The organism is Leisingera sp. JC11, assembly GCF_040704725.1.
In the GTDB taxonomy this organism is placed as follows: Bacteria; Pseudomonadota; Alphaproteobacteria; order Rhodobacterales; family Rhodobacteraceae; genus Leisingera.
The window spans coordinates 14532-38407 of record NZ_JBFCVS010000028.1; the positions used below are offsets into that span (position 1 = coordinate 14532).

Genomic DNA, 23876 nt, shown 5'->3' on the forward strand with positions numbered 1-23876 from the left:
AATAATCTGCTTTGGCCGGGTATCTGCCTGGCTTTTTTTGTCGCCGCCGTGCAAATGCGGCGGCTGCGAAGATGGCGGTCTACTGGCGGCGGCAGGTGAAGAAGACAGCCTCCAGCGGCATCCGCAGCGGCGGCGGCCCAAAGCGGGCCCGCAGTGCATCCAGAATGGCGCTGGCGATCTCATCGGGATCAACACCTCCCCGGGACCGGACCTCATCGACCAGCGGATTGCCATAGACCAGCGCCTCGGCAAATTTTTCCGGATCTTCAATGGTCTTGTTATGCGTGACAGTCTCGTGGTTGACTTGCGACCAGTCTTCATGGCTCAGGTCGGCTTTCACCGCTTCCGGGTCGCCGTAGTGGAACGGCACCTTGTAAAACCCCGGAGGGTTCTCGGGAAAGAACTGCGCCGCGACGGTGTCGGCAACTTCGGCAAACGGGTTCTTTGCCATCGGCGCCCAGACGTTGAAGACATAATGCCCGCCGGGTCTCAGCACCCGCGCGGCCTCCGTGAAAGCGGCGGGTTTGTCCGGAAAAAACATCACCCCGAACTGGCAGGCAATCAGGTCAAAGCTGCCGCCGGAAAAGGGCAGTGACATCGCGTCGGCGGGCTGGAAGGTGACATTGGTGGTGTCGGGCAGTTTTTTCTTTGCCAGCTCCAGCATCGGCTCGTTCAAATCCGTGACCGTCAGTTTGCAGCCGGGCGGCAGCTTGCGCCGCAGCCGCTGCGAGACGATCCCGGTTCCCGCCGCCAGTTCCAGGACGTCTTGCGGCGCATGGGCACGGCAGCGTGCGACCAGATCATCCGCATAGTTGTAAAAGATCACCGGCCCCAGGCCGCTGTCATAATGGCTGGGAATATCCCCGGTGAAACTGGCCGAATTCTCCGGCATGGCTCACTCCCCCCTGAATGTGCGTTTGCGCAGATTTGACGATCTTAGCAGATCCGTCGCATTTTCGCGATTGGCAGGGGGCGGGGGTGCCGCAGCAGGATCAGCCGCAGATGTTCTGCAGCTGCACCCAGTCGCGGTCGTTCAGCACCGGCTCCAGCTCGCGGCCGGCCATAGGGTCGGCCTCGATCAGCCCCAGCACGGTCTCGCCGGTGATGTCCAGCGCATAGGCATAGGGGGAGGAAGGCAGGGCGGCGCGGGCAAACTCCGCCAGCAGCACCTCATCCGGCAGCTGCGGCCGCGGGCTGGCCAGGGTGGCCTCCGAGTAGGCATCCAATGCGGCGCGGTCCAGCTCGCCGGTGGTCAGCAGCTTGAAAGTGGCGAGGAAGCCGCCGGCCTCCAGCAGCTCGAGCATCGGGTCGCTGGCCTCAGCCCGGGCACGTTCCGCGAGGACCGCCCCGGCGGCGACCGCCGGATCCTCGAAGTCCTCCACAAAGGAGCGGTTCAGCAGGACGATGCCGCCGGGAAGATGCAGGCTGCCGGGAATGCCGGAGCGCAGGACCGCCAGCTGCCGCACACCGGTGCGCTGCGCCAGGTTTTTCAGGATCGGTGCCGCCTCCGGGGTGGCGCAGGCTGGGCCGGAGACCCGCTCGATCCGCCCCAAGAGCGCCTGGCCGATGGCCTTGCGCTTGATATCCGGCACCACGCTGACGGCGTGGCGGGTCACGGCGCCGGGCAGCCACAGCACCAGCAGCGCAAGCACGAGTGCCAGGGTGCCCAGGATACTGACCGCCCGCAGCCGCCCGGGCCGCGCGCGGGAGCGCCCGATGGCGTTCTGAACCCGGGCGATGGCCTCCAGCATGGCGGTTTCGTCCTCTGCCAGCTCCAGGGTTTCGCCGGGGTCGCCGTCGGGGTGGAACAGGGCGGGGAACTCGCCGGGGTTGGCACGCTCCACCGCCGCCAGCGACCAATGCGCCAGCGGCAGATCGTTCATGCTGGCAATGGTCAGCGTCGCATCGCCCAGAGAGATGATCACATCCCGCCGCTGCGCCTCAGGATCTGCGCGCCACAGGCCCGCAGCCTCCAGCCGCTCGAATTCCTTCAATGCCGTCATGCAGCCTGCCCGGTCCCCATCCGTATCCCTGGCGCCAGACTAGTCGCATAAAACAGGGGCGGCAATTTGCTTTGCCGCCCCTGATGCTGTTTCGCCGCAAAAATTACAGGTTCTTTGCAATTTTCCTCAGCTCGAACTTCTGGATCTTGCCGGTGGAGGTCTTGGGCAGCTCCTGGAACACCACCTTCTTGGGCGCCTTGAAGCCCGCCAGCGTTTCGCGGGTGAAGGCGATCAGCGCCGCCGCGTCTTCCTTGGCGCCGGCCTTCAGCTCGACAAAGGCGCAGGGCACCTCGCCCCATTTCTCGTCCGGCATTGCCGCAACCGCGGCCAGCAGCACATCCGGGTGCGCCATCAGCACGCCCTCCACCTCGACAGAGGAGATGTTCTCGCCGCCGGAGATGATGATGTCCTTGGCCCGGTCGGCGATCTGGATATAGCCGTCGGGGTGCTGCACGGCGAGGTCTCCGGAGTTGAAGTAACCGTCCTTGAAGGCTTCCGCGGTGGCCTCCGGATTCTTCAGGTAGCCTTTCATCACCACATTGCCGCGCAGGCCGATCTCGCCCTGGCTTTGGCCGTCCATCGGCAGCACGTTGTGCTCGCTGTCGCGCACGACCACCGGCTCCAGCATCGGCATGGCTACGCCCTGGCGGGACTTCTTGGCGGCGATGCCGGCCTTGTCCAGATCGTCCCACTCGCCTTTCCAATAGCATTCGGTGACATGGCCGAAGGTTTCGGTCAGCCCGTAGACATGGGTGATGTTGAAGCCGAGGTTTTCGATCTTCGACAGCGTCGCGGGCGCCGGCGGGGCGCCGGCGGTGAAGACTTCCACCGTGTGGTCAAAGGTGCGGCGCTCTTCGTCCAGCGCGTTGACGATCATGTTCAGGACGATCGGCGCGCCGCCGAAATGGGTGACGCCCTCATAATGGATGGCGTTGTAGATGTTCTGCGCGGTGATATCGCGGCAGCAGACCACGGTGCCGCCCACCAGCGGCATCATCCAGGTGTGGTTCCAGCCGTTGCAGTGAAACAGCGGCACGATGGTCAGATAGACCGGGTGCAGCACCATGCGCCAGGACACCACCGTGCCCATGGTCATCAGATAGGCGCCGCGGTGGTGATAGACCACGCCCTTGGGCCGCCCGGTGGTGCCGGAGGTATAGTTCAGCGCCAGGCTTTCCCACTCATCCTCGGGCATGATCCACTGAAATTCAGGGTCGCCGCTGGCCAGCAGCGCCTCGTATTCCGTGTGGCGGCCGGTGGCGTGCCAGCCGGCTTGGTCATCCGCCACCTCGATCAGCACCGGGGCGGGTCCGTCCATTTCCTCAACGGCGGCTTCGGCCAGCTCCAGGAACTGCGGGTCGACCAGAACCGCCTTGGCCTCGCCGTGACCGAAGATATAGGCGACCGTGCCCACATCCAGACGGGTGTTGATGGTGTTCAGCACCGCGCCGCAGGCCGGCACGCCGAAATGCGCCTCTGCCTGGGCTGGGATGTTGGGCAGCAGGGTTGCCACCACGTCGCCGGGCTTCACCCCCAGCTTTGCCAGGCCGGAGGCCAGGCGGGTGCAGCGCTCGTGATACTCAGCATAGGTCTTGCGGTGCTTGCCATAGCTGACCGCCAGGCGGTCCGGAAACACCTGCGCCGCCCGCTGCAGATGGCTGAGCGGCGACAGCGGCACATAATTCGCGGCAGTCTTCTCCAGACCGGTTTCATCCGCCATCCACCCCATCAGTTTCCTCCCCTGAATCACTTTGGTGTCGCTTAGAGAACAGATATTGCGGAAAGTTGCGGGCAATGGGAAGGGTATGAAACAAACAGCCACACTCTCCGCGCCGGGCACCAGCCAGACGGCGGCAGCGCAGTCCATGCTCGCTGCCATGCTGATAATAGGCATCACCGACAACGCCGTGCCGCTGATGGCCGAGACGATCGGGCTGGGCCAGTTCTACCTGTTGCGCACATTTGTCGCACTGCCGTTTCTGTGGCTGATGGCGCGGGCCGGGCTGGGCGGGCTCCGCTGCCGCAACTTCGGCGCGGTGCTCCTGCGGGCGGTGCTGGTGGCGGTGTCGATGGTGTTCTACTTCTCCGCCGTGGCGCTGATGCCAATCGCTCAGGCGCTGGCCGGGCTGTTCACCTCGCCGATCCTGATCGTGGTGATCTCGGTCCTGTTTCTCAGGATGCGGATCGGCTGGATAAGGGTTGCCGCGGTCCTCGGCGGGTTTGCCGGCGTGCTGATGGTGCTGCAGCCGGATCCGGCGGCCTTCAATTGGCTGATCCTGGTGCCGGTGGCGGGCGGGCTGTTCTATGCGCTTGGATCATTGGCGACCGGCCTTTACTGCCAGGGTGAAAGCACGGTGGCGATGCTGTTCGTCTACTTGCTGGTGCAGGGCGTTTTGGGCGCCATGCTGCTGGCGGGGCTGGAGGTCTGGCCGCAAGCGGTGCCGGCTGGCGCGGACGGCTTTGTCACCCGCGGCTGGGTCTGGCCGCTGTGGGAGATCTCGCATCTGATCCTGCTGCAGGGCTGCGCAGCGGTGGGCGGCGTGTTCCTGATCACCAAGGCCTACCAGCTGGGCGAGGCGTCATATGTTGCCGTGTTCGAATACTCGGTGATGATCGTCGGGCCGGGCGTCGCCTGGGCCTATTGGGGGCAGGCGCTGAACGCCTGGCAGATGCTGGGGATCGGTCTGATCATTGCGGCCGGCACCACCATCGCGCTGCGCTCACGGTAGGCGGGCAGGGGCGCTGCCCCTCTTGGCCCCTTGGGGCCAATTCACCCCGGAGTATTTGCCCAAAGGTGAAGAGGCGGGCCGCACTGGGCTTTCATCTGTCCGCAAATACATCTGCCGGAGGCCTGCGCCGCGAGGTGCAGATCTGCATTTCCTTGCGCGGATCAATATCCTAGGGTCGGCGCATGATCCTGTCTCAAGGCCGCCGGTACGTTTTCATTCATATTCCCAAGACCGGCGGCACCGCGCTGGCGCTGGCGCTGGAGGCGCGCGCGATGGTGGACGACTTGATGCTGGGCGACACGCCGAAGGCGCTGAAGCGCCGCCGCCGCCTGAAGGATGCTGAGGCACGCGGGCGGCTTTGGAAGCATTCCACCTTGGCCGATATCGAGGGGCTGGTCCCGGAGGACGCCTTAAGGCGCCTGTTCGCCTTCACCCTGGTGCGCAATCCCTGGGACCGCGCTGTCAGCTATTACCACTGGCTGCGCGAGCAGAGCTTTGATCATCCGGCCATCGGCCTGGCGCAAGGCCTGGAGTTCCGCGCCTTCGTGCAGCACCCGGAGATCATCGCGGCCTTCCGCGGCACCCCGGCGTCTTCCTACATGCGCCATGCCGACGGGGCGGAGCAGTGCCAGCTCTATATCCGGCTGGAACATTTTCAATCCGACGCGCAGCCGCTGTTTGATCATCTCGGGTTTTCCCTGGAACTGCCGGTGGTCAACGAGAGCGGCCGGCAGCGCGATTGGCGGGTTTACTACGACGATGCCGCGGCTGAGGCGGTTGCCAGCGCCTGCGCGCAGGATATCGCGCAATTTGAATACTCTTTTAACGATTCTCTCCTATCCAGATAGCGTGAAGAGCGCTGAACATGCCTGACCGGGGCCTAGTCCGGTAACGGGCATGCGGATTGGCGCAATAACGTGAACAATGCCCGGTTTTTGCCTTAGTTCCGGCCCATAAGCGGCAAGGATCAAAGGAAAAGATCGGATCGGCCGAAAGGTGCTGCGCCTTGGCCTGAGGAAAGGAAAGCGGATGCTGGACTGGCTTCTGAAACGCACCAACTCCCCGGCTGGCGGGGTCATGAACAGCGGCTTTCCCCTGGTCTGCGTGGGCCGGGGCGGGTTCCTGGCGGGCACCCATGTGGCCTCCAACCTGGGCTGGCGCCCGGTGGAGGCGCTGACCCCGGGCGACAAGGTTCTGACCTTCGATCATGGCATGCAGACCGTGGTGGAACTGCAGCGCGAGATCATGATCCCGGCAGAGGGCGACCTGGAACCGGCCCGCTGCCCGCTGTTCGTGCCGCGCGATGCGCTGATGAACCGGGTGCCGATGTGGCTGATGCCGGACCAGGGCGTGCTGCTGGAAAGCGAGCTGGTGGAGGACGGCCAGGGCGATCCCTTTGCCATTGTTCCCGCCTGCACGCTGGAGGGCTACCGCGGCATCCGCCGGATGCACCCCGGCGCCCAGCTGGAACTGGTGACGCCCCGCTTTGCAGAGGATCAGGTGATCTATCTGGAGGCCGGGATGCTGGGCTATTCGGCGGCACCGGCGAACCTGATGTGCGGCCGGGTGTTCTCCGAACAAGGAGCCTACCGCGTGCTCGACCCGGATGAGGCGCGCGGCCTGGTACTGTCGATGATGGTAGAGGAAGAATACTGGCCCGCAGGCGCCACCGCTGGTGCGGCGCAGTCCGAGGTTCGGATGTAAGATCAGTTGCGGCGTGCAACAAGTTGAAAGTAACGAATAAAGGCCAGCGCTGGGGCGCTGGCCTTTTCTGTTTTATGCTGCCGCTCAGGCGGCTGCGGATTTCTCCGGGGCGAAGCGCCCGTAAAAGCTCTGGCCTTTCTCCGCCATTTCGCGCAGCAGCGCCGGGCAGGTGAAGCGGTCGCCGAATTGCTCAGCCAGGCTGTCGCAGCGCTCTGCCGCGTAAGGCGTGCCCAGGATGTCCAGCCAGCTCAGCGGCCCGCCGGACCACGGCGCAAAGCCCCAGGCCAGGATCGCGCCGACGTCGCCCTCGCGGATGTCCATCAGCACGCCTTCCTCCAGCGCCCGCACTGCTTCCAGCACCTGTGCGAACATCAGCCGTTCCTGCACTTCGATCAGATCGGGCTGTTCGGCGGCCAGCGGGTATATCTCCTGCAGGCCTTTCCAGTATCCGGCGCGCTTGCCTTTGTCGTCATAGTCGAAGAAGCCGGCATTGGCCTTGCGCCCCAGACGGCCCTGTTCCTCCATCCAGAAGATCAGATCATCCGAGGGGCTTTCCGGGTAAGCGTCGCCCATCGCCGCCTTGGTGGCACGGGCAATCTTGGCGCCCAGATCAATCGAGGTCTCATCGGTCAGCTGCACCGGCCCCACCGGGAATCCCAGCTGCCGCGCCGCATTGTCGATCAGGACGGGCGAGACGCCCTCGGTGATCATCCGCATCCCTTCGTTGATGTAGGGGATGATGCAGCGGTTGGCGTAGAAGAAACGCGCATCGTTCACCACGATCGGGGTCTTGCGGATCTGGCGCACGTAGTCCAGCGCCTTTGCCACCGCGCGGTCGCCGGTCTCCTTGCCCTTGATGATCTCCACCAGGAACATCTTCTCAACCGGCGAGAAGAAGTGGATGCCGATGAACTGTTCCGGGCGGCTGGAGGCCTTGGCCAGCTCGGTGATCGGCAGGGTGGAGGTGTTGGAGGCAAAAATGCAGTCTTCGGGAATGATCGCTTCGACCTTTTGGGTCATCTCGGCCTTGACACCCGGGTCCTCGAACACCGCCTCAATGATCAGGTCGCAGCCCTTCAGCGCGTCCAGATCAGGGGTCGCAGTGATTTGCGCCAGCAGCGCCTCTTTTTTCTCTTCGGTCGCCTTGCCGCGCTTGATGCCCTTGTCCATGTAGGCAGCGGAATAGGCCTTGCCCTTGTCGGCGGCGTCCTGGTCACGGTCGATCAGGACCACTTCCATGCCGGCCTGGGCCGAGACCAGCGCAATGCCCGCGCCCATCATGCCGGCACCCAGCACGCCGATTTTCTTGACGGACTGGTCCGGCACGTCCTTGGGCCGCACCGCGCCTTTTTCCAGCGCCTGCTTGTTCAGGAACAGGCTGCGGATCATGGCAGAGGACGACGGGTTCATCAGCACGTTGGTGAACCAGCGCGCCTCGATCTTCAGCGCGGTGTCAAAATCGACCAGCGCGCCCTCGTAGATCGACGACAGCAGCGCCTTGGCCGCCGGGAAGGCGCCTTGGGTCTTGCCGTGCACCATCGCCGAGGCGCCGACAAAGGTCATGAAGCCCGCGGGGTGATACGGTGCGCCGCCCGGCATCTTGTAGCCCTTGGCGTCCCAGGGCTTGACCAGATCGGCGTCCTTGGCGTTCAGCACCCACTCCTTGGCCGCTGCCAGCGCATCGTCGGCCACCGCGTCGATCAGCTGTGCGCCCTTGGCTTTCTTCGGGTCCATCATCTTGCCTTCCAGCAGGACCGGGGCCGCCGCCATTGCGCCCACCATGCGCGAATACCGCATGGTGCCGCCGCCGCCGGGGAAGATGCCGATCATAATCTCCGGCAGGCCGATCTTGGCCTTGGGGTTGGAGGTCATCACCCGGTGATGGCAGGCCAGCGCAATCTCGGTGCCGATGCCGGCGCAGGTGCCGTTGATCGCGCAGGCCACCGGCTTGCCGCCCTTCTTGGTCTTGGGATCCATGCCTGCGAGTTCAAGTTTCCGCAGGATGCGGTGGCCGCCCATGGTGAAGTCGAACAGGCCTTGGGCCGGGTTCTCACCCGACTCCTCGCGGATGGTCGCCAGCACATTGAGGTCCATGCCACCGGCAAAGTCCTTCTTGCCGCTGGTGATCACGATGCCTTTGACACCCTCGTCTTCCAGCGCCCGGTCCACGTATTCCTCCACCAGGCCAAAGGCCTCGCGGGTGAGGACGTTCATGGACTTGCCTTCGGCGTCCCAGGTGATGATTGCGACGCCGTCTGCGTCCACGTCGTATTTGAAATCGCTCATGTGTCTTCTCCGGTCTGGTCAGCCGTCAGCGGGCTGCCGTCCTTGCGGGTAAAGGTGAACTCGCCGCCTGCGAATTTCACCATCATGTCCAAATCGCTGTAATAGCCGGTCTCGGTCGGGGTGCGGGTACCCACCACCAGAAACGCCGCGGGCTTGTCCGAACGGTTCACCAGGTGGTGGCCGTTCTCCTCGCCCGCCGGAAAGGCGGCGCAGTCGCCCGGCATCATCTCGTGCGCGCCCTGATCGTCGATCAGGGTGCAGGTGCCTTCGGTCACCATCACGAACTCGTCCTGCTCCATGTGGTAGTGGCGCAGGGACGACATCGCGCCGGGCTCCAGCCGCACGATGTTGACGCCGAACTGGCTGAGCCCGCCGGGGTCACCCAGCGGCTGCACGCTGCGGCCCGCACAGGCCTCGGCCAGCTTGCCAGGATAGCCCGATCCGGTCCGCCAGGGCAGTTGGGAAAGGTCCAGCTTCGGCATCAGACGCGCTCAATGATGGTTGCGGCGCCCATGCCCGATGCGATGCACAGGGTGGCGAGGCCGCATTCCTTGTCCTGCCGCTCCAGCTCATCCAGCAGGGTGCCGATGATGATCGCGCCGGTGGCGCCCAGCGGGTGGCCCATGGCGATGGAGCCGCCGTTGACGTTGACCAGCTCGGGGTCGACGTCGAACGCCTGCTGGAAGCGCAGCACGACAGAGGCAAAGGCCTCGTTCACCTCGAACAGGTCCAGGTCGCTGATTTTCATGCCGTTGTCGGCCAGGATCTTTTCCGTCACCGGCACCGGGCCGGTCAGCATGATCGTCGGATCGGTGCCGATCTTGGCGGTCGCCTTGATACGGGCGCGCGGCTTCAGGCCATGGCGTTCACCAAACTCCTTGTTGCCGATCAGCAGCGCCGCAGCGCCGTCCACGATGCCGGAGGAGTTGCCCGCATGGTGGATATGGTTGATCCGCTCCAGATGCGGGTATTTCAGCATCGCCACCTTATCAAAGCCCGGCATCTGCTCGCCCATCATCTGGAAGGCGGGGTTCAGCGATCCCAGCGCCTGCATGTCGGTGCCGGGGCGCATGTATTCGTCATGGCTCAGGATCGGCAGGCCGTTCTGGTCGGTGACGGTGATGACGGATTTTTCGAAGCGCTTCTCTTCCCACGCCTTGGCGGCGCGGCGCTGGCTCTCCATCGCCAAAGCGTCCGCCTGATCGCGGGTAAAGCCGTATTCGGTGGCGATGATATCGGCCGAAATGCCCTGCGGCACGAAATAGGTTTCCATCGCCAGCGAAGGATCAACGGCAATCGCCGCGCCGTCGCTGCCCATGGCCACCCGGCCCATCATCTCCACGCCGCCCGCGATATAGGCATCGCCCGCGCCGCCCTTCACCTGGTTTGCCGCCAGGTTCACGGCTTCCATGCCAGAGGCGCAGAAGCGGTTGATCGCCAGGCCCGGAATGCGCTCATCCAGGTCCGAGGCCAGCACGGCAGAGCGCGCCAGGCAGCCGCCCTGTTCCATCACCTGGGTCACGTTGCCCCAGATCACGTCCTCAACGGCGTGGCCCTCCAGGTTGTTGCGCTCCTTGATCGCGTTCAGCGTCAGGGCGGAGAGGCGGACCGAGGTCACCTCATGCAGGGAGCCGTCCTTGCGTCCCTTGCCGCGCGGGGTGCGCAGCGCGTCGTAGATATATGCGTCTGTCATCTTGCTCTCCTCAGGCCCGGTCCGACGGGTTGCCGGGCATCAAGTCATAGGGGTGTTTCCAGCCGGGCAGGGCGCTGATACGGTCCAGCCAGGCGTCGATATGGGGCCACTCGGCCCGGTCGAAGCCGAAGGGCTCCGGATAAAACAAGTAGCCGCAGCAGGTCAGATCGGCGTTGGTGAGCTGATCTCCCACGATCCACTCACGGCCCTGCAGATGAGTGTTCAGGGTGGTGAAGGCGGCCTTGAGGCGCCCTTGCATAAAGGCAATCACCTCCTGCGGGCGTTTGTCCTCAGGGATGAAATTCATCAGGAAGCGGGTCATGCCGATCTGGCTGGACAGTTTATGATTGTCCCACAGGATCCAGCGCAGCACCTCGTATTTGTCTTCCGGGCGGCCTGCGAACTTGCCGGTCTTGTCGCTGATGTACTGCTGGATCACGCCGGACTGCGACAGGCGCACATCGCCATCCACCAGCACCGGCGCCTCAGCCATCACGTTGAGGCCGCGGTAATCGTCGGTGCGGTGCGCGCCGCTGAAGAAATCGACATACACCGGCTCCCACGCGAGGCCGGACAGTTCCAGTGTCAAGGCCGCCTTGTAGGAATGTCCGCTTTCGCCGAAGCAATGCAGTTTGATTGTCATGTGTTGCTCCCTGTGTCTGCTAGCGGAGCGGGGGTTTCACACCCCCGCGCCCCCGTGGAGTATTTTTCGGAAAGATGATGGGGTGTTAACCCGCTTCATCGACCCGAATGTTACCTTGAGCTTGCGGTACAGGCTGGAGAGCCGAGGGCCGTGAAAGGTGAAGATGTCCCTGCCCATTTGGCGAAGGCCTGGGGGCAGGGGCACTCTTTCGCCTTCATCTTTCCCCAAATACTCATATCCCATCATCCGCTTCCCGCGATCCCGCCGCGGCCCCTGCGGTTACAGCGACCGCGCAATCAGCTCCTTCATGATCTCATTGGTGCCGCCGTAGATCCGCTGCACCCGTGCGTCGGCCCACATCTCGCCCACAGCGTATTCCTGCATGTAGCCGTAGCCGCCATGCAGCTGCAGGCATTCATCCAGTACCTCGCCCTGGGTATCGGTGATCCAGTACTTCGCCATAGCCGCCTTCTCGACGGTCAGCTTGCCCTGCAGATGCTCACTGATGCATTCGTCCAGAAAGGCCCGCGCGACCTTGGTCTTGGTCAGGCATTCGGCCAGCTTAAAGCGGGTGTTCTGGAACTGCGTCAGCGGCCCGCCAAAGGCCTCGCGCTCCTTGCAGTAGGCCACGGTGCGTTCCACCGCGCCTTCCATTGCGCCGACCGCGCCGCAGGCGATGATCAGTCGCTCCTGCGGCAGCTGCTGCATCATCTGATAAAACCCCTGGCCCTCGGCGCCGCCCAGGATGTTTTCCGGCGGGATTTCGACATCGCTGAAGAACAGCTCCGACGTGTCCGCCGCGTGGCAGCCGATCTTGTCGAGGTTGCGGCCGCGGCTGAAGCCCTCCGCGCCGTCGGTTTCCACCGCCACCAGCGATACGCCCTTGGCGCCCTGGCTGGGATCGGTCTTGGCCGCCACCAGGATCAGGTTGGCGTGCTGGCCGTTGGTGATGAAGGTCTTCTGCCCGGACAGCCGGTAGGCGTTGCCATCCTTCACTGCCTTGGTCTTGATCGCCTGCACGTCGGAGCCGGTGGAGGGCTCGGTCATCGCCAGCGCGCCGACCAGCTCGCCCGTCACCATCTTCGGCAGCCAGCGCGCTTTCTGCTCTTCGGTGCCATAGGCCAGGATGTAATGGCCGACGATGCCGGAATGGATGCCATGGCCCCAGCTGGCCAGGTTGGCGCGGCTGCCTTCCATCAGGATCACCGCCTCATGCCCGAAATCGCCGCCGGCGCCGCCGTATTCCTCGGGGATCGAGGGGAGGAGAAGGCCCAGCTCACCGGCCTGGGTCCAAGTCTCCCTGTCCATCAGGCCCTGCTTGCGCCAGGTTTCGAACTTGGGGACCCATTCATTGGTGATGAACTGGGCTGTCATCTCCCCAAGCATCCGGTGCTCTTCCGTCATCCATGCGGAGTGCGTCTCGGTCATCTTTCTCCCTTTGCTGCGCTTTTCTAGCGCTTTCGCGCCTCCAGCTCGGCGTTGAACAGCCGCAGCCGGTGGCTCAGGTTCTCGTAGTCCGTCACGCTGTCGAAATTCTCGAACAGGAATGACAGTGCTTCGCCTTCATCCAGCCCCGCCTCCTGGGCGAACTTTTTCAGCCTGCGGTAGCCGTCCTCCGTCATCGCGATCGGCAGGCGGCGGGTCAGGCGGAAACGTTTCGGCATCTTGCGGTCCTTTTTGTGTCAAAGCACCGGCCGGGGCTTGGGCAGGGCGCCCCGCGATGGGACGCCCGAAGGCATCAGAAGGCGTCTGCGTCCAGCGCCATCACCGTGTCCGCGCCGCTTTCGATGCGGGCCAGGTGCAGCTTGGTCGCGGGCAGCCGCCGTGCCATGTAATACCGGCCGGTTGCGAGTTTCGTCTCATAGAACGCCGCGTCATCGGCCCCGGCGTCAAGCGCTTCCTGCGCCGCCTTGCCCATCTTGGCCCACATCAGGCCGAGGCAGACCTGGCCGAACAGATGCATGAAGTCATAGGAGCCGGCCAGCGCCTGGTTCGGATCCTTCATGCCGTTTTGCATGAAGAACATGCCGGCCGCCTGCAGATCCTTCGACGCCGCCTTCAGCGGGTCAATGAAGTCCTTGCTGAAAGCCTCTGAAATATCTTTGTTTTCCTGGCAGAAGGTCTTCACCATGTCAAAGAAGGCAAGGACGTATTTGCCGCCGTGCTGGCCTAGCTTGCGGCCCACCAGATCCAGTGCCTGCACGCCGTTGGCGCCCTCGTAGATCATCGCGATGCGGGCGTCGCGGGTGTATTGCGACATGCCCCATTCCTCGATGTAGCCGTGGCCGCCATAGACCTGCTGCGCCAGCACGGTCATGTCATAGCCCTGATCGGTCAGGAAGCCCTTGATCACCGGTGTCATCAGCGAGATCAGCCCGTTCGCATCCTTGTCACCGGCGCGGTGCGCCTGGTCGATCAGGGTGGCGCCCCACAGCAGGAACGCGCGCGCGCCCTCGGCAAAGCTTTTCTGGTCCATCAGCGAGCGGCGGATGTCCGGGTGCACGATCAGCGGATCGGCCGGGCCGTCCGGGTTCTTGGTGCCGGTCACGTCGCGGCCCTGCAGCCGGTCCTTGGCGTATTCCACCGCGTTCTGATAGGCGGCCTCGGCCTGCGCCAGTCCCTGCATGCCGACGCCCAGGCGGGCCTCGTTCATCATGGTGAACATGGCGCGCATGCCCTTGTGTTCCTCGCCCAGCAGCCAACCGGTTGCGCCGTCATAGTTCATCACGCAGGTGGAGTTGCCGTGGATGCCCATCTTTTCCTCGATCTTGCCGACCGAGACGCCGTTGCGCTCGCCTAAGCTGCCGTCTTCGTTCACCAGGAACTTGGGCACGATGAATAGGCTGACGCCCTTGATGCCCTCGGGGCCGCCGGGGATCTTGGCCAGCACCAGATGCACGATGTTCTCGGCCATGTCGTGATCGCCGGAGGAGATGAAGATCTTCTGCCCCGAAATCTTGAAGCTGCCGTCCCCCTGCGGTTCCGCCTTGGTGCGCATCAGGCCCAGATCGGTGCCGCAATGCGGCTCGGTCAGGTTCATGGTGCCGGTCCACTGACAGCTGATCATATTGGGCAGATAGGTGGCCTTCTGCTCATCAGTGCCATGCGCCAGAATGGCGGAGGCCGCGCCATGGGTCAGGCCCTGGTACATGGTGAAGGCCTGGTTGGCGGCTGAGAAGAACTCGCCCACCGCGGTGCCCATTACATAGGGCATGTTCTGGCCGCCGAATTCTTCCGGCATGTCGAGCCCGGTCCAGCCGCCTTCCTTCATCTGCTCGAAGGCTTCCTTGAACCCCGCAGGCGTGTAGACCACGCCGTTTTCCAGGCGGCATCCCTCTTGGTCACCCACCGTGTTCAGCGGGTGCAGCACTTCGCTGGCGATCTTGCCTGCCTCTTCCAGCACGGCGCCGGTGAAATCCGGTTCCAGCTCATGGTATCCGGGGATGTCCTGGCCGGAGACTTTCAGCACATCGTGCAGGATAAACTGGGCGTCTTTGGCGGGGGCTCGATAGGAAGGCATTGCGGTCCTCTTCAGGGTCTTGTGGCTCAAGTCAGTGCCGGGCGGGCCGGCGGGAAAGGCGGGGCGGCTGCCTATTGGGCAGCCTCCTGCTTGGCCTTCATCGAGGCGATCATCTTCTCGCCCCAGGCCAGCTGGTCCTTCAGGTCCTCGATTGCCTCGGTCAGCTCCTCGCGCTGGCGCTCCATATCGGCGAGCCGTTCACGCGCGACCTCATAGGTCTTGGTGAGCTGGGTCACCTGCTGGTCGCCGACATGGTACAGCTCCAGCAGCTGGCGGATTTCCTCCAGGCTGAACCCGAACCGCTTGCCGCGCAGGATCAGCTTCAGCCGGGCGCGGTCGCGTTTGGTGAACAGCCGCTTCTGGCCGTCGCGGATCGGGAACAGCAGTTCCTTGGCTTCGTAGAACCGGAGCGTGCGGGGCGTCACATCAAAGGCCTCGCACATCTCGCGGATGGTCATGGTTTCTTCGGTCATCGTCGTCACTCTTACGGCTTGGTGCAGGACCAAGCTGTGCGGAGTTGGCTTTTCGATCAAGACTGACTTTACGTTTACGTAAGTTGTACGTTGCGTCACTTTTCGGGGTGTTACTTGTTCGCAAAACGCACAACAAGTGACGTAACGTTACGGTCTGGCTGAGGGGCCGCTGGCTGCTTCTGCAACGGTTCTGGCCCGGAAACAGGCGAATCCGGTGCGGTCACTGTAAAAAGCAAAACCCCGCCTCAAGGGCGGGGTTCAGAATTCCGGAAAGATGCGTTCGGCCTACTTCAGCAGCGCCCGGGTGCTTTCGCGCAGCTCGCTCAGCTCCTCAATCGCCTCATTGATCTGCTCGCGCTGCTTCTCCAGCTCCACCAGCTGGCGGTCGGCCATTTCCATGAAGGCATGGTTCTGGGCGTCGTTGCCCTCTTTTTCATAGATCAAGAGCCACTGGCGGATCTCTTCCAGCTGAAAGCCGAACTTGCGCCCGCGCAGGATCAGCTTCATCCGGGCACGCTCCCGCGCCCCGTAAAACCGCGACCGGCCTTCGCGGTCCGGCTGCAAAAGCTCGATGTATTCATAGTAGCGCAGCGTCCGCGGCGTGACCTCGAACTCGGCGCACATTTCTTTGAATGACAATCTGTTGTCGGTCATCCGTCGTCTCCCTTGCCGGGAACCTATGCACTTGCAGCGAACAGTGCAACCTCCGTGGCGGCACACTTGCGCTTTCACCGGGGCAGGGCCAAAGATGGGGCAGAGATTTCAAAGGACAGTCCCATGGCCGACAAGACCGAGCTCGCGCGTCAGTTCATCGAAGCGATCCCGCACGCCAAGCAATTGGGAATGAAGCTGACAGAGATCGGCGACGGCACCGCCGAGATCCGCATGGCCTATGACAAAAAGCTGGTCGGCGATCCCGCCACCGGCGTCATTCACGGCGGTGCGGTCTCAGCCCTGATGGATACATGCTGCGGCGCAGCGGTGATGAGCCACCCCTCCGCCCCCGGCGGCACCGCCACCATCGACCTGCGCATCGATTACATGCGGCCCGCCACGCCGGGGCAGATGATCACCACCCGCGCCACCTGCCACCACATCACCCGTACCGTTGCCTTTGTCCGCGCCGTCGCGATGGACGAGGATCAGGACCGCCCCGTCGCCACCGCCTCCGGCGCCTTTACCGTGGAGAAGAAGTTTTGAGCCGCCCCCGTCCCGAACCGATCCAGGTGGTCAAGCAGCGCCGCGATGCAGCCCTGTCGGCGCTGGTCGACTCGGTGCCCTATATCCGCTTTTTGAACGTGACCTTCGAACGCCGCGGCGATGAGCTGACAGCGGTGCTGAATTTCGACGACAAGCTGATTGGCAACCCCTTCCTGCCCGCAATCCACGGCGGGGTGACGGCAGCCTTCCTTGAAATCACCGCGATGATCACGCTGAACTGGTCGCACCTGTGGCAGCGCATCGAATCCGGTGACCTGGACCCGGCGGAGATGGCCAAGGGCAACCTGCCGCGCCAGCCCAAGACCATCGACTTCACCGTCGATTACCTGCGCTCCGGCCTGCCGCGCGATGCCTATGCGCGGGCGCGGGTGAACCGTTCGGGGCGCCGCTATGCCTCGGTGCATGTGGAGGCCTGGCAGGACCATAAGGACAAGCTGTTTGCCCAGGCCACCGGCCATTTCCTGATGCCGCAGGACAAGAACGGCGAAGGCTGAACACCCATGACGAGCGCGGACACCGGAATCACCCACGCCCGGGTGCTCAGGATCGCTTTGCCGATTGTGCTGTCGAACGCCACGGTGCCGATCCTGGGCGCCGTGGACACCGGCGTGGTCGGCCAGATGGGCGAGGCTGCGCCGATCGGCGCCGTGGGAATCGGCGCGGTGATCCTGGCGACGATCTACTGGATCTTCGGGTTCCTGCGCATGGGCACCACCGGGCTGGCGGCACAGGCCCGCGGGGCGGGGGATTGGGCCGAAACCGGCGCCCTGCTGATGCGCGGGCTGCTGCTGGCCTTTGCTGCCGGAGCTGTCTTCATCCTTGCGCAGGGCGCCGTGTTCTGGGGCGCCTTTGCGCTGGCCCCGGCCAGTGCAGAGGTCGAAAGCCTGGCCCGCGATTACCTGGAAATCCGCATCTGGGGCGCGCCGGCCACCATTGCGCTGTATGCGGTCACCGGCTGGCTGATCGCGGTGGAGCGCACCCGCGGCGTGTTCCTGCTGCAGGTCTGGATGAACGGGCTGAACATCGTGCTGGACCTGTGGTTCGTGCTGGGCCTCGGCTGGGGGGTGGAGGGTGTCGCCATCGCCACGCTGATCGCCGAATGGACCGGTCTGGCATTGGGTCTGTACCTGTGCCGGGATGCCTTTGGTGGCGATCAATGGCGCGACTGGGCGCGGGTGTTCGACCCTGCGCGGCTGAAACGGATGATGCAGGTCAATGGCGACATCATGGTGCGCTCTGTGCTGCTTACCGGCTCCTTCACCACCTTCCTGTTCATCGGGTCCGGCATCGGCGACGTGAACCTGGCCGCCAATCAGATCCTCTTGCAGTTTGTCGAAATCACCGCCTTTGCGCTCGACGGCTTTGCCTTCTCGGCTGAGGCGCTGGTGGGCGGAGCCGTTGGCGCCAAGGCGCGGGACCGCGTGCGCCGGGCGTCTGTGATCACCTCGCAATGGGGCGTGGGCGGTGCGGTCCTGCTTGGCGTCGCCTTTGCCGCGGGCGGCCCCTGGCTCATAGACCTGATGTCCACCTCTCCCGAGGTGCGCGAGGCGGGGCGGGTGTTCCTGGTCTGGGCGGCGGTATTGCCGGTCCTGAGCGTTGCCAGCTACATGTTCGACGGCATCTACATCGGCGCCACCTGGACCCGCGACATGCGATGGGCGATGCTGCAGTCGGTGGCCATCTATGTTGCGGCGTTGCTGGTTCTGGTGCCGGTCTTCGGCAATCACGGCCTGTGGGCCGCGCTGATTGTCCTGAACATCGCCCGCGGCGTAACGCTGGGCCTGCGCTACCCGCGGCTGGAAGCGCAGGTGGGCACGTAAACTGGGGGCGGGCGGGCCGCAACGCCCGCCTGGCGGCTTACAGCAGCGTTTCGATTGCCTCGGTCGGACGGCCGATCACCGCCTTGCCGTCCTTGATGGCAATCGGGCGCTCGATCAGGATCGGATGCGCGGCCATCGCCGCCAACAGATCTTCCTCGGCGCTGTCTTTGCTCAGGCCCAGCTCCTTGAAGACCTTCTCGCCGGTCCGCATCATTTCCACCGCGGAAACGCCAAGCGCGGCTTGCACCGCCTTGATCTCCTCGAGCGAGGGCGCGTCCTGCAAGTACAGCCGCTGCTGAACCTCCGCGCCGCGCTCTTCCAGCAGGGCGAGGCCTGCGCGGGACTTCGAGCAGCGGGGGTTATGCCAATAGGTGATCACAGCCAATCCTTCCGTTTGCTTCCAACCGCTTGCGCGACGTTGTCAAAGCCGTCCCGCGCCAGCAGTTCGTCCAGCCCGCGGGCAATGTCGCCCGCCAGCGACAGCCCGCCATAGACCATCGCGGTATAGAACTGCACGGCGCAGGCACCGGCGCAGATCTTGGCATAGGCTTGCTCTGCCGTGCTGATGCCGCCGACGCCCACAAGCGGCACCTTGCCGTCCAGCAGCTCCGACAGCTGGGCCAGCACTCGGGTGGACTTCTCAAACAGCGGCGCGCCGGACAGCCCGCCGGCCTCATCCTTGTGGGCGCTCTGCAGCCCGTCGCGCGACAGGGTGGTGTTGGTGGCAATCACCGCGTCGATGCCGGTTTCCAGCGCGACGGCGGCAATGTCCTCGATGCCTGCGCGGTCCAGATCCGGGGCGATTTTCAGGAACACCGGCACCCGGCGGCTGAGGCTCTCGCGGGTTTCGATCACACCCGCCAGCAGCGCCGACAGCGCCGCCTTGCCCTGCAGGTCGCGCAGCTTTTCGGTATTGGGGGAGGAGACATTGACGGTGGCAAAATCCAGATGCGCGCCGCAGTGGGCCAGCACCTTGGCGAAATCCGCGGCGCGGTCGTTGCTGTCCTTGTTGGCGCCGAGGTTCAGGCCGATGACCGCGTCGCGCGGCCGCTGCGCAAGCCGGGCGCCGATTGCCTCCATGCCCTCGTTGTTGAAGCCGAAGCGGTTGATCGCCGCCTTGTCCTCGGTCAGGCGGAACAGGCGCGGCTTGGGGTTGCCGGGCTGCGGGCGCGGGGTGGCCGCGCCCACCTCGATGAAGCCGAAACCGGATTTCGCCAGCGGCTCCAGCGCCTCGGCGTTCTTGTCATAGCCAGCCGCCAGACCAACCGGGTTCGGCAGATCGATCCCGGCCAGAGTGGTCTTGAGCCGGGCGGATGTGGCCGGGCCAGGGGCCGGGGCCAGCCCCATGGTCAACGCCTTTACGGACAGCCCGTGCGCCGCCTCCGGGTCGATCCGGTGCATAGCGGCAAGGGCAAGCTTTTCGGTCAGCTTCATGCCATCTCCTCCGGGAACTGATGGGAGCCCTCCACCAGCGGCAGCGGCTTGGCCCAGACCACGTCGCTCATGCGGATGTTACGGTAGAGATGCGGGAACTCGGCGCCGCCGCGGGACACTTCCCACTTCAGGTCATCGCCCATTGCATCTGCGTCGCAGGCCAGCAGGGTCAGCCCCTCGGCGCCTGCAAAATGCTTGGCCGCGGTCTCTGCCGCCTGGGTTGCGGTGGAGAAGTGGACATAGCCGTCCGCCACATCAATCGGTGCGCCCGGGGTTTCGCCCGCGGCCTGCAGCGCGGCCCATTCGCCCGCCCGGAAAATCTTGTAAATCAGCATGACGGCCTGATGCCCTGCACCGCCAAATGAATCAAGGGGGATTGGCGGGGCGGGGCGCGCAAAGCTGACGCAAGGGGAGGCGGCGGCACGGCTTTTCCCCTTTGACCGGCGCGGGCTTTGGGCGCAGGCTTGCCCGAAACAGAACACGGGAGCGCTCCTCATGATTGCACGGTTTCTTTCTTCGGTTGCAGCCCTGGCTCTGACTGCCGGTGCCGCAGCGGCGGAGTACAGGCTGACGATCCTGCATACCAACGACTTCCACTCGCGGTTCGAGCCGATCAACAAATACGACAGCACCTGCGACGCCGAAGATCAGGCTGAGGGCAAATGTTTTGGCGGCACCGCGCGGCTGGTGACGGCCATTGCGGATGCGCGGGCGCGGGCGGAGAATTCGATTTTGGTGGATGGCGGCGACCAGTTCCAGGGTTCGCTGTTCTATACCTACTACAAGGGCAAGGCCGCGGCGGAGTTCATGAACCAGCTGGGCTATGACGGGATGACCGTCGGCAATCATGAGTTCGACGACGGGCCGGAGGTGCTGCGCGGGTTCATGGATGCGGTGGGCTTTCCGGTGCTGATGTCCAACGTGGATGTGTCGGCGGAACCGGCGCTGGCGGATGTGCTGAAGAAATCCACGGTGATCGAGCGCGGCGGCGAAAAGATCGGCCTGATCGGCCTGACGCCGGAGGATACGCATGAGCTGGCAAGCCCGGGTAAGAACGTGCATTTCTCCGATCCCGTGGCGGCGGTGCAGGCGGAAGTTGACCGGCTGACCGCCGAGGGTGTGAACAAGATCGTGGTGCTCAGCCACTCCGGCTACGGCGTCGACCAGCGGGTGGCGGCGGAGACCACCGGCGTGGACGTGATCGTCGGTGGCCACAGCAACACCTATCTGTCCAACACCTCTGAGAAGGCTGCGGGGCCGTATCCGACGGTGGTGAACGCGGTGCAGATCGTGCAGGCCTATGCCTATGGCAAGTTCCTGGGCGAGCTCAACGTGACCTTTGACGAGGCGGGCAAAGTTGTCAGCGCCACCGGCGAGCCGCTGATCATGGATGCTGCTGTCAGCGAGGACGCGGCGACGCTGGACCGGATTGCGGAACTGGCGCTGCCGCTGGATGAGATCCGCAACAAGGTGGTGGCGGAGGCGGCTGAACCCGTTGAGGGCAGCCGCGATGTGTGCCGGGTGCAGGAGTGCCAGATGGGCAACCTGGTGGCCGATGCAATGCTGGCCCGGGTCAAGGACCAGGGGGTGACCATCGCCATCGCCAACTCCGGCGGCATCCGTGCCAGCCTGGATGCAGGCGAGGTCACCATGGGCGAGGTGCTGACCATCCTGCCGTTCCAGAACACGCTCTCGACCTTTGAGATCGACGGCGAAACTCTGGTCGAGGCGCTGGAAAACGGGGTCAGCCAGGTGGAGGACGTCAAGGGCCGCTTCCCGCAGGTGGCAGGGCTGAAGTTCAGCTGGGACAGCTCCGTGGCCCCGGACGAGGGCCGGGTGCAGGAGGTGCTGGTGGCAGAGGGCGACGGCTTTGTGCCGATTGATCCGGCCAAGACCTATGTGGTGGTCACCAACGATTATGTCCGCAATGGCGGGGACGGCTATGCGATGTTCGAAGGCGATGACAAGAACGCCTATGACTTCGGCCCGGATCTGGCGGATGTGCTGGCGGAGTATCTGGCGGCCCAGGGCCCGTATACGCCCTATACCGACGGGCGGATTTCGCAGGTGAAATAGGCAGCGGCAAATAGGTCCGAACCGGATCCAATGTTTCGCGCGCGAAACATTCGGGCAGGAGGGCTGCCGCATTATTTTCAGGAACTGTTAACCTTTGCCGGCGCTTCGTAAACGGGCCGGCGGGGCTTTCGCAGGCTGGGCGCGCGTGGCAGAATGCCCCTATGGACCACCCGCTGATCGACCTCATCAACGCCCGCATCGAAGCCGCCGAGAAGGACGGCGCCTTTGACAACTTGCAAGGTGCCGGCAAGCCGCTGCCGAAGTGTGACGATCCGGAAAACGCGCTGCTGAACCGGCTGGTGCGCGAAAGCGGCGGGGTGCCGGAGTTCGTCAGCCTGTCGCGCGAACTCCAGCGCCTGCGGGCGGAGCTGCGCGAGGCCGGCGACCGCAGCCGCCGGCAGGAGATCCTTAAAGAGATGTCGATGATGGATGCGCGGATCGAGATCGCGCGCAAGGCTTACACCAAGTAACGCCTGTTACCCTTTGATTTCCGGCCAGATTTCCGGGTCCAAGCCGTCGATCAACGGCGCCAGGATATCGGCGTATTTCTCCCACTTGCCGATCGAGCGCGTGTGCGCGGTCTGCCGCACCTGGGTGTTCGACAGCGTCAGCACCTGGCCCTCGTGACGTTCCGGGTGGGCCATGTCCTCGATCCACTCCAGGCCGCAGAACTCTGCCAGCTTGCGGCTTTCGCCCTCGATATCGGCAACGAAGCTCTCATAGCGCAGGTCATAGATCCGGCCCGGCATCACCTGCCGCCAGTGCTGCATCAGCCGCCCATAGAGGTTGAAGCGGTGCGCCATCGCCTTGAGGTCGTAGGCATAGGTGAGCGAGCTGCCGGAGAAATAGCCGCGCCAGATCGACAGCGCCACGTCGCGCGGGTCGCGGCAAAGATGAACAAAGCGTGCATCCGGGTAGGCGGTCCCAAGGTGGCCCAGCAGGCGGTAGTTGTCGGGCATCTTGTCGACATAGGCGGCTGTTCCCTCGGGCATCTCCGGCAGGCGGCTGATGTCCTCCGCCGTGAAATCGCGGGCGGCCTCGGGTGTGAAGTCCTGATCCTTGTCCAGATAGGGATGCAGCAGGAAGGCCGGCACGCCGCGTTCGCCCAGGGGGAACACATCGGGGTGCAGGCCGATCACGGTTTCGGTGAGCGTGGTGCCGGAACGCGGCATCCCCACCACATAGAGCGGGCGCGGGCCTTCGGGAGCGGTTTCTGCCGGGGTGATCTGATCCGGGAAGGCCGCCATGATGCGGCTGAACTGGCGCTCGCTGTCCTCGTAGTCATAGGGGGTCTGCGCCGCCATGCAGGCGTTCGCCTCGTCATTGTGGCCGGCGAAAGCCTCCTTGTCGCCCGCCTGATCGGCGATCCGGGCGAGGGCAAAGCTGACGTTGGCGCGGTCGAGCGAGCGGGGGGCGGCGTTCTTCAGCGCCTTCTGCGCGATGGGCAGCAGGTCCGCGTTCTGGTCGCGGCTGCTGATGCGGGCCAGCATTTCCAGCACCTGGGTGTCCTTGGAGTCCAGCTCCAGCAGCGCCAGGCACTGCTCGCGGGCGGCAGCGCTTTCGCCGTTGGAGATCAGCTGGCTGGCCAGGCGGCGGCGGGCCTCCACGTTCTGGGGCGCCACGGCGACGGCCTTCTGCGCGGCCTCGGTGGCCTCCTCCTGCCGCATCAGGCGGGCCAGCAGCAAGCTGGCGTTTTGCAATGCGTCGGCGTCATTGGGGTTTACCTTGAGCGCGGCCTGATAATCCGCCAGCGTTGCCTTTTCATCGCCGAGCGTGTTCCAGGCAGTCGCGCGCAGCCGCAGCATCCGCGGCTGGCGCGGATCGCGGGCCAGCGCCGCGGTAGCGGCCTCAATCGCGGCCTCCGCGTCGTTCATCACCAGATGCGCCTGCGCCTGCAGGTAGAGCGCGGCCTGATCGCCTGGCTGGTCCTTCAGCACCCGTTCCAGCAGCTTCATCGCCGGTTCGCCCTGCTGCATGAACAACAGTGTCTGCGCCAGGTTCTTGCGGGCGTCGTGAAAACCGGGCGCCAGCGTCAGCGCCTTCTTGAAGTAGGGCACGGCATCGCGGTGCTTGCCCAGGCCGGACAGGGAGATGCCGGCGATGTTGGGGAAGTCCGGGTGGCTCTTATGCCGCTTCATGCCGCCCTTGGGGCACATTCTAAACTGGGTTGCGACAAATTCCCTATCTTGCTGGAAAGCAAGGAGAATGGAAGATGGCCCATACGGAGCTGGATTTGCGTGAACGGCGCACAATCGAAGATATGCTGAACGCAAA

At 64.4% G+C, this 23876-nt stretch carries 24 protein-coding genes; 8 read left to right on the forward strand and 16 right to left on the reverse strand.

Features of this window, described 5'->3' with window-relative positions; genetic code table 11:
• Positions 1-79: 79 nt before the first annotated feature.
• The 3 genes from AB1A62_RS20175 to AB1A62_RS20185 form a co-directional block, all read right to left on the reverse strand.
• Positions 80-892: a methyltransferase domain-containing protein gene (locus AB1A62_RS20175; RefSeq protein WP_366663259.1), complete on the reverse strand. Its 813-nt coding sequence runs from the start codon at positions 890-892 to the stop codon at positions 80-82.
• A gap of 100 nt (positions 893-992) precedes the next feature.
• Positions 993-2003, reverse strand: coding sequence for a hypothetical protein (locus tag AB1A62_RS20180; RefSeq protein WP_366663260.1), 1011 nt, complete (start codon positions 2001-2003; stop codon positions 993-995).
• A 103-nt stretch (positions 2004-2106) separates the two neighbouring features.
• Positions 2107-3732, reverse strand: coding sequence for an AMP-binding protein (locus tag AB1A62_RS20185; RefSeq protein WP_366663261.1), 1626 nt, complete (start codon positions 3730-3732; stop codon positions 2107-2109).
• 76 nt (positions 3733-3808) lie between these two features.
• Between AB1A62_RS20185 and AB1A62_RS20190 the strand changes: the two genes are divergently transcribed.
• The 3 genes from AB1A62_RS20190 (at position 3809) to AB1A62_RS20200 (ending at position 6436) form a co-directional block, all read left to right on the forward strand.
• Positions 3809-4732: a DMT family transporter gene (locus AB1A62_RS20190; protein WP_366663262.1), complete on the forward strand. Its 924-nt coding sequence runs from the start codon at positions 3809-3811 to the stop codon at positions 4730-4732.
• A 182-nt stretch (positions 4733-4914) separates the two neighbouring features.
• Positions 4915-5580, forward strand: coding sequence for a sulfotransferase family 2 domain-containing protein (locus tag AB1A62_RS20195; protein WP_366663263.1), 666 nt, complete (start codon positions 4915-4917; stop codon positions 5578-5580).
• A gap of 181 nt (positions 5581-5761) precedes the next feature.
• The gene (locus tag AB1A62_RS20200) at positions 5762-6436 is read left to right on the forward strand and encodes a Hint domain-containing protein (protein WP_366663264.1); all 675 of its coding nucleotides are present in this window, start codon (positions 5762-5764) and stop codon (positions 6434-6436) included.
• Positions 6437-6520: 84 nt separating this feature from the next.
• Here the strand turns inward: AB1A62_RS20200 and AB1A62_RS20205 are convergent, their stop codons facing one another.
• The 9 genes from AB1A62_RS20205 to AB1A62_RS20245 form a co-directional block, all read right to left on the reverse strand.
• Positions 6521-8722 carry a 3-hydroxyacyl-CoA dehydrogenase NAD-binding domain-containing protein gene (locus AB1A62_RS20205; RefSeq protein ID WP_366663265.1) on the reverse strand — a complete coding sequence of 734 codons (2202 nt, stop codon included), beginning with the start codon at positions 8720-8722 and terminating at the stop codon, positions 6521-6523.
• Positions 8719-9204: a cupin domain-containing protein gene (locus AB1A62_RS20210; RefSeq protein ID WP_366663266.1), complete on the reverse strand. Its 486-nt coding sequence runs from the start codon at positions 9202-9204 to the stop codon at positions 8719-8721. Before AB1A62_RS20210 ends, AB1A62_RS20205 begins: the two co-directional genes overlap by 4 nt.
• The gene (locus tag AB1A62_RS20215) at positions 9204-10415 is read right to left on the reverse strand and encodes an acetyl-CoA C-acetyltransferase (RefSeq protein ID WP_366663267.1); all 1212 of its coding nucleotides are present in this window, start codon (positions 10413-10415) and stop codon (positions 9204-9206) included. The genes AB1A62_RS20210 and AB1A62_RS20215 overlap by 1 nt, the downstream gene beginning before the upstream one ends.
• A 10-nt stretch (positions 10416-10425) precedes the next feature.
• Complete coding sequence (locus AB1A62_RS20220) at positions 10426-11058, reverse strand: glutathione S-transferase (protein WP_366663268.1); 633 nt, start codon at positions 11056-11058, stop codon at positions 10426-10428.
• Positions 11059-11337: 279 nt separating this feature from the next.
• Entirely contained in the window at positions 11338-12486 is a 1149-nt protein-coding gene (locus AB1A62_RS20225) for an acyl-CoA dehydrogenase family protein (RefSeq protein ID WP_366663269.1), read from the reverse strand.
• A 23-nt stretch (positions 12487-12509) separates the two neighbouring features.
• Positions 12510-12722, reverse strand: coding sequence for a hypothetical protein (locus AB1A62_RS20230; protein WP_019295796.1), 213 nt, complete (start codon positions 12720-12722; stop codon positions 12510-12512).
• Positions 12723-12796: 74 nt separating this feature from the next.
• The gene (locus AB1A62_RS20235) at positions 12797-14578 is read right to left on the reverse strand and encodes an acyl-CoA dehydrogenase C-terminal domain-containing protein (protein ID WP_366663270.1); all 1782 of its coding nucleotides are present in this window, start codon (positions 14576-14578) and stop codon (positions 12797-12799) included.
• A 71-nt stretch (positions 14579-14649) separates the two neighbouring features.
• Complete coding sequence (locus AB1A62_RS20240) at positions 14650-15051, reverse strand: MerR family DNA-binding transcriptional regulator (RefSeq protein WP_366663271.1); 402 nt, start codon at positions 15049-15051, stop codon at positions 14650-14652.
• Between the two features lie 285 nt (positions 15052-15336).
• Positions 15337-15705 carry a MerR family DNA-binding transcriptional regulator gene (locus tag AB1A62_RS20245; protein WP_222476223.1) on the reverse strand — a complete coding sequence of 123 codons (369 nt, stop codon included), beginning with the start codon at positions 15703-15705 and terminating at the stop codon, positions 15337-15339.
• Positions 15706-15828: 123 nt separating this feature from the next.
• Here AB1A62_RS20245 and AB1A62_RS20250 point away from each other — a divergent pair, with 123 nt between their 5' ends.
• The 3 genes from AB1A62_RS20250 to AB1A62_RS20260 are packed head-to-tail and all read left to right on the forward strand — an operon-like array spanning position 15829 to position 18092.
• Complete coding sequence (locus AB1A62_RS20250) at positions 15829-16251, forward strand: PaaI family thioesterase (protein WP_366663272.1); 423 nt, start codon at positions 15829-15831, stop codon at positions 16249-16251.
• Positions 16248-16766, forward strand: a complete 519-nt coding sequence (locus tag AB1A62_RS20255) for a PaaI family thioesterase (RefSeq protein WP_174144407.1) — start codon at positions 16248-16250, stop codon at positions 16764-16766. The genes AB1A62_RS20250 and AB1A62_RS20255 overlap by 4 nt, the downstream gene beginning before the upstream one ends.
• 6 nt (positions 16767-16772) lie before the next feature.
• Complete coding sequence (locus AB1A62_RS20260) at positions 16773-18092, forward strand: MATE family efflux transporter (protein WP_366663273.1); 1320 nt, start codon at positions 16773-16775, stop codon at positions 18090-18092.
• 37 nt (positions 18093-18129) lie between these two features.
• Here the strand turns inward: AB1A62_RS20260 and arsC are convergent, their stop codons facing one another.
• From arsC to AB1A62_RS20275, 3 genes are read right to left on the reverse strand one after another with little or no spacing between them, the layout of a single operon-like run.
• A complete protein-coding gene (gene arsC / locus AB1A62_RS20265; protein WP_366663274.1) occupies positions 18130-18471 on the reverse strand; it encodes an arsenate reductase (glutaredoxin) in 342 nt (113 codons plus the stop codon).
• Complete coding sequence (locus tag AB1A62_RS20270) at positions 18468-19526, reverse strand: quinone-dependent dihydroorotate dehydrogenase (RefSeq protein ID WP_366663275.1); 1059 nt, start codon at positions 19524-19526, stop codon at positions 18468-18470. The genes arsC and AB1A62_RS20270 overlap by 4 nt, the downstream gene beginning before the upstream one ends.
• Entirely contained in the window at positions 19523-19861 is a 339-nt protein-coding gene (locus AB1A62_RS20275) for a DUF952 domain-containing protein (protein WP_366663276.1), read from the reverse strand. Before AB1A62_RS20275 ends, AB1A62_RS20270 begins: the two co-directional genes overlap by 4 nt.
• A 160-nt stretch (positions 19862-20021) precedes the next feature.
• On the opposite strand from AB1A62_RS20275, the gene AB1A62_RS20280 reads away from it, so the two are divergent.
• Positions 20022-21602, forward strand: coding sequence for a bifunctional metallophosphatase/5'-nucleotidase (locus AB1A62_RS20280; RefSeq protein WP_366663277.1), 1581 nt, complete (start codon positions 20022-20024; stop codon positions 21600-21602).
• A gap of 161 nt (positions 21603-21763) precedes the next feature.
• A complete protein-coding gene (locus AB1A62_RS20285; protein WP_366663278.1) occupies positions 21764-22072 on the forward strand; it encodes a DUF1992 domain-containing protein in 309 nt (102 codons plus the stop codon).
• A 6-nt stretch (positions 22073-22078) separates the two neighbouring features.
• Here the strand turns inward: AB1A62_RS20285 and AB1A62_RS20290 are convergent, their stop codons facing one another.
• Positions 22079-23740 (reverse strand): sulfotransferase, encoded by a 1662-nt coding sequence (locus tag AB1A62_RS20290; RefSeq protein WP_366663279.1) that lies wholly within the window; start codon positions 23738-23740, stop codon positions 22079-22081.
• Positions 23741-23876 lie beyond the last annotated feature (136 nt).

Bases quoted from the DNA above. Each gene is read 5' to 3' on its own strand.
- AB1A62_RS20175 (WP_366663259.1), bottom strand. From the start codon at position 892: ATGCCGGAGAATTCGGCCAGTTTCACCGGGGATATTCCCAGCCATTAT.
- AB1A62_RS20180 (WP_366663260.1), bottom strand. From the start codon at position 2,003: ATGACGGCATTGAAGGAATTCGAGCGGCTGGAGGCTGCGGGCCTGTGG.
- AB1A62_RS20185 (WP_366663261.1), bottom strand. From the start codon at position 3,732: ATGGGGTGGATGGCGGATGAAACCGGTCTGGAGAAGACTGCCGCGAAT.
- AB1A62_RS20190 (WP_366663262.1), top strand. From the start codon at position 3,809: ATGAAACAAACAGCCACACTCTCCGCGCCGGGCACCAGCCAGACGGCG.
- AB1A62_RS20195 (WP_366663263.1), top strand. From the start codon at position 4,915: ATGATCCTGTCTCAAGGCCGCCGGTACGTTTTCATTCATATTCCCAAG.
- AB1A62_RS20200 (WP_366663264.1), top strand. From the start codon at position 5,762: ATGCTGGACTGGCTTCTGAAACGCACCAACTCCCCGGCTGGCGGGGTC.
- AB1A62_RS20205 (WP_366663265.1), bottom strand. From the start codon at position 8,722: ATGAGCGATTTCAAATACGACGTGGACGCAGACGGCGTCGCAATCATC.
- AB1A62_RS20210 (WP_366663266.1), bottom strand. From the start codon at position 9,204: ATGCCGAAGCTGGACCTTTCCCAACTGCCCTGGCGGACCGGATCGGGC.
- AB1A62_RS20215 (WP_366663267.1), bottom strand. From the start codon at position 10,415: ATGACAGACGCATATATCTACGACGCGCTGCGCACCCCGCGCGGCAAG.
- AB1A62_RS20220 (WP_366663268.1), bottom strand. From the start codon at position 11,058: ATGACAATCAAACTGCATTGCTTCGGCGAAAGCGGACATTCCTACAAG.
- AB1A62_RS20225 (WP_366663269.1), bottom strand. From the start codon at position 12,486: ATGACCGAGACGCACTCCGCATGGATGACGGAAGAGCACCGGATGCTT.
- AB1A62_RS20230 (WP_019295796.1), bottom strand. From the start codon at position 12,722: ATGCCGAAACGTTTCCGCCTGACCCGCCGCCTGCCGATCGCGATGACG.
- AB1A62_RS20235 (WP_366663270.1), bottom strand. From the start codon at position 14,578: ATGCCTTCCTATCGAGCCCCCGCCAAAGACGCCCAGTTTATCCTGCAC.
- AB1A62_RS20240 (WP_366663271.1), bottom strand. From the start codon at position 15,051: ATGACCGAAGAAACCATGACCATCCGCGAGATGTGCGAGGCCTTTGAT.
- AB1A62_RS20245 (WP_222476223.1), bottom strand. From the start codon at position 15,705: ATGACCGACAACAGATTGTCATTCAAAGAAATGTGCGCCGAGTTCGAG.
- AB1A62_RS20250 (WP_366663272.1), top strand. From the start codon at position 15,829: ATGGCCGACAAGACCGAGCTCGCGCGTCAGTTCATCGAAGCGATCCCG.
- AB1A62_RS20260 (WP_366663273.1), top strand. From the start codon at position 16,773: ATGACGAGCGCGGACACCGGAATCACCCACGCCCGGGTGCTCAGGATC.
- AB1A62_RS20270 (WP_366663275.1), bottom strand. From the start codon at position 19,526: ATGAAGCTGACCGAAAAGCTTGCCCTTGCCGCTATGCACCGGATCGAC.
- AB1A62_RS20275 (WP_366663276.1), bottom strand. From the start codon at position 19,861: ATGCTGATTTACAAGATTTTCCGGGCGGGCGAATGGGCCGCGCTGCAG.
- AB1A62_RS20280 (WP_366663277.1), top strand. From the start codon at position 20,022: ATGATTGCACGGTTTCTTTCTTCGGTTGCAGCCCTGGCTCTGACTGCC.
- AB1A62_RS20285 (WP_366663278.1), top strand. From the start codon at position 21,764: ATGGACCACCCGCTGATCGACCTCATCAACGCCCGCATCGAAGCCGCC.
- AB1A62_RS20290 (WP_366663279.1), bottom strand. From the start codon at position 23,740: ATGAAGCGGCATAAGAGCCACCCGGACTTCCCCAACATCGCCGGCATC.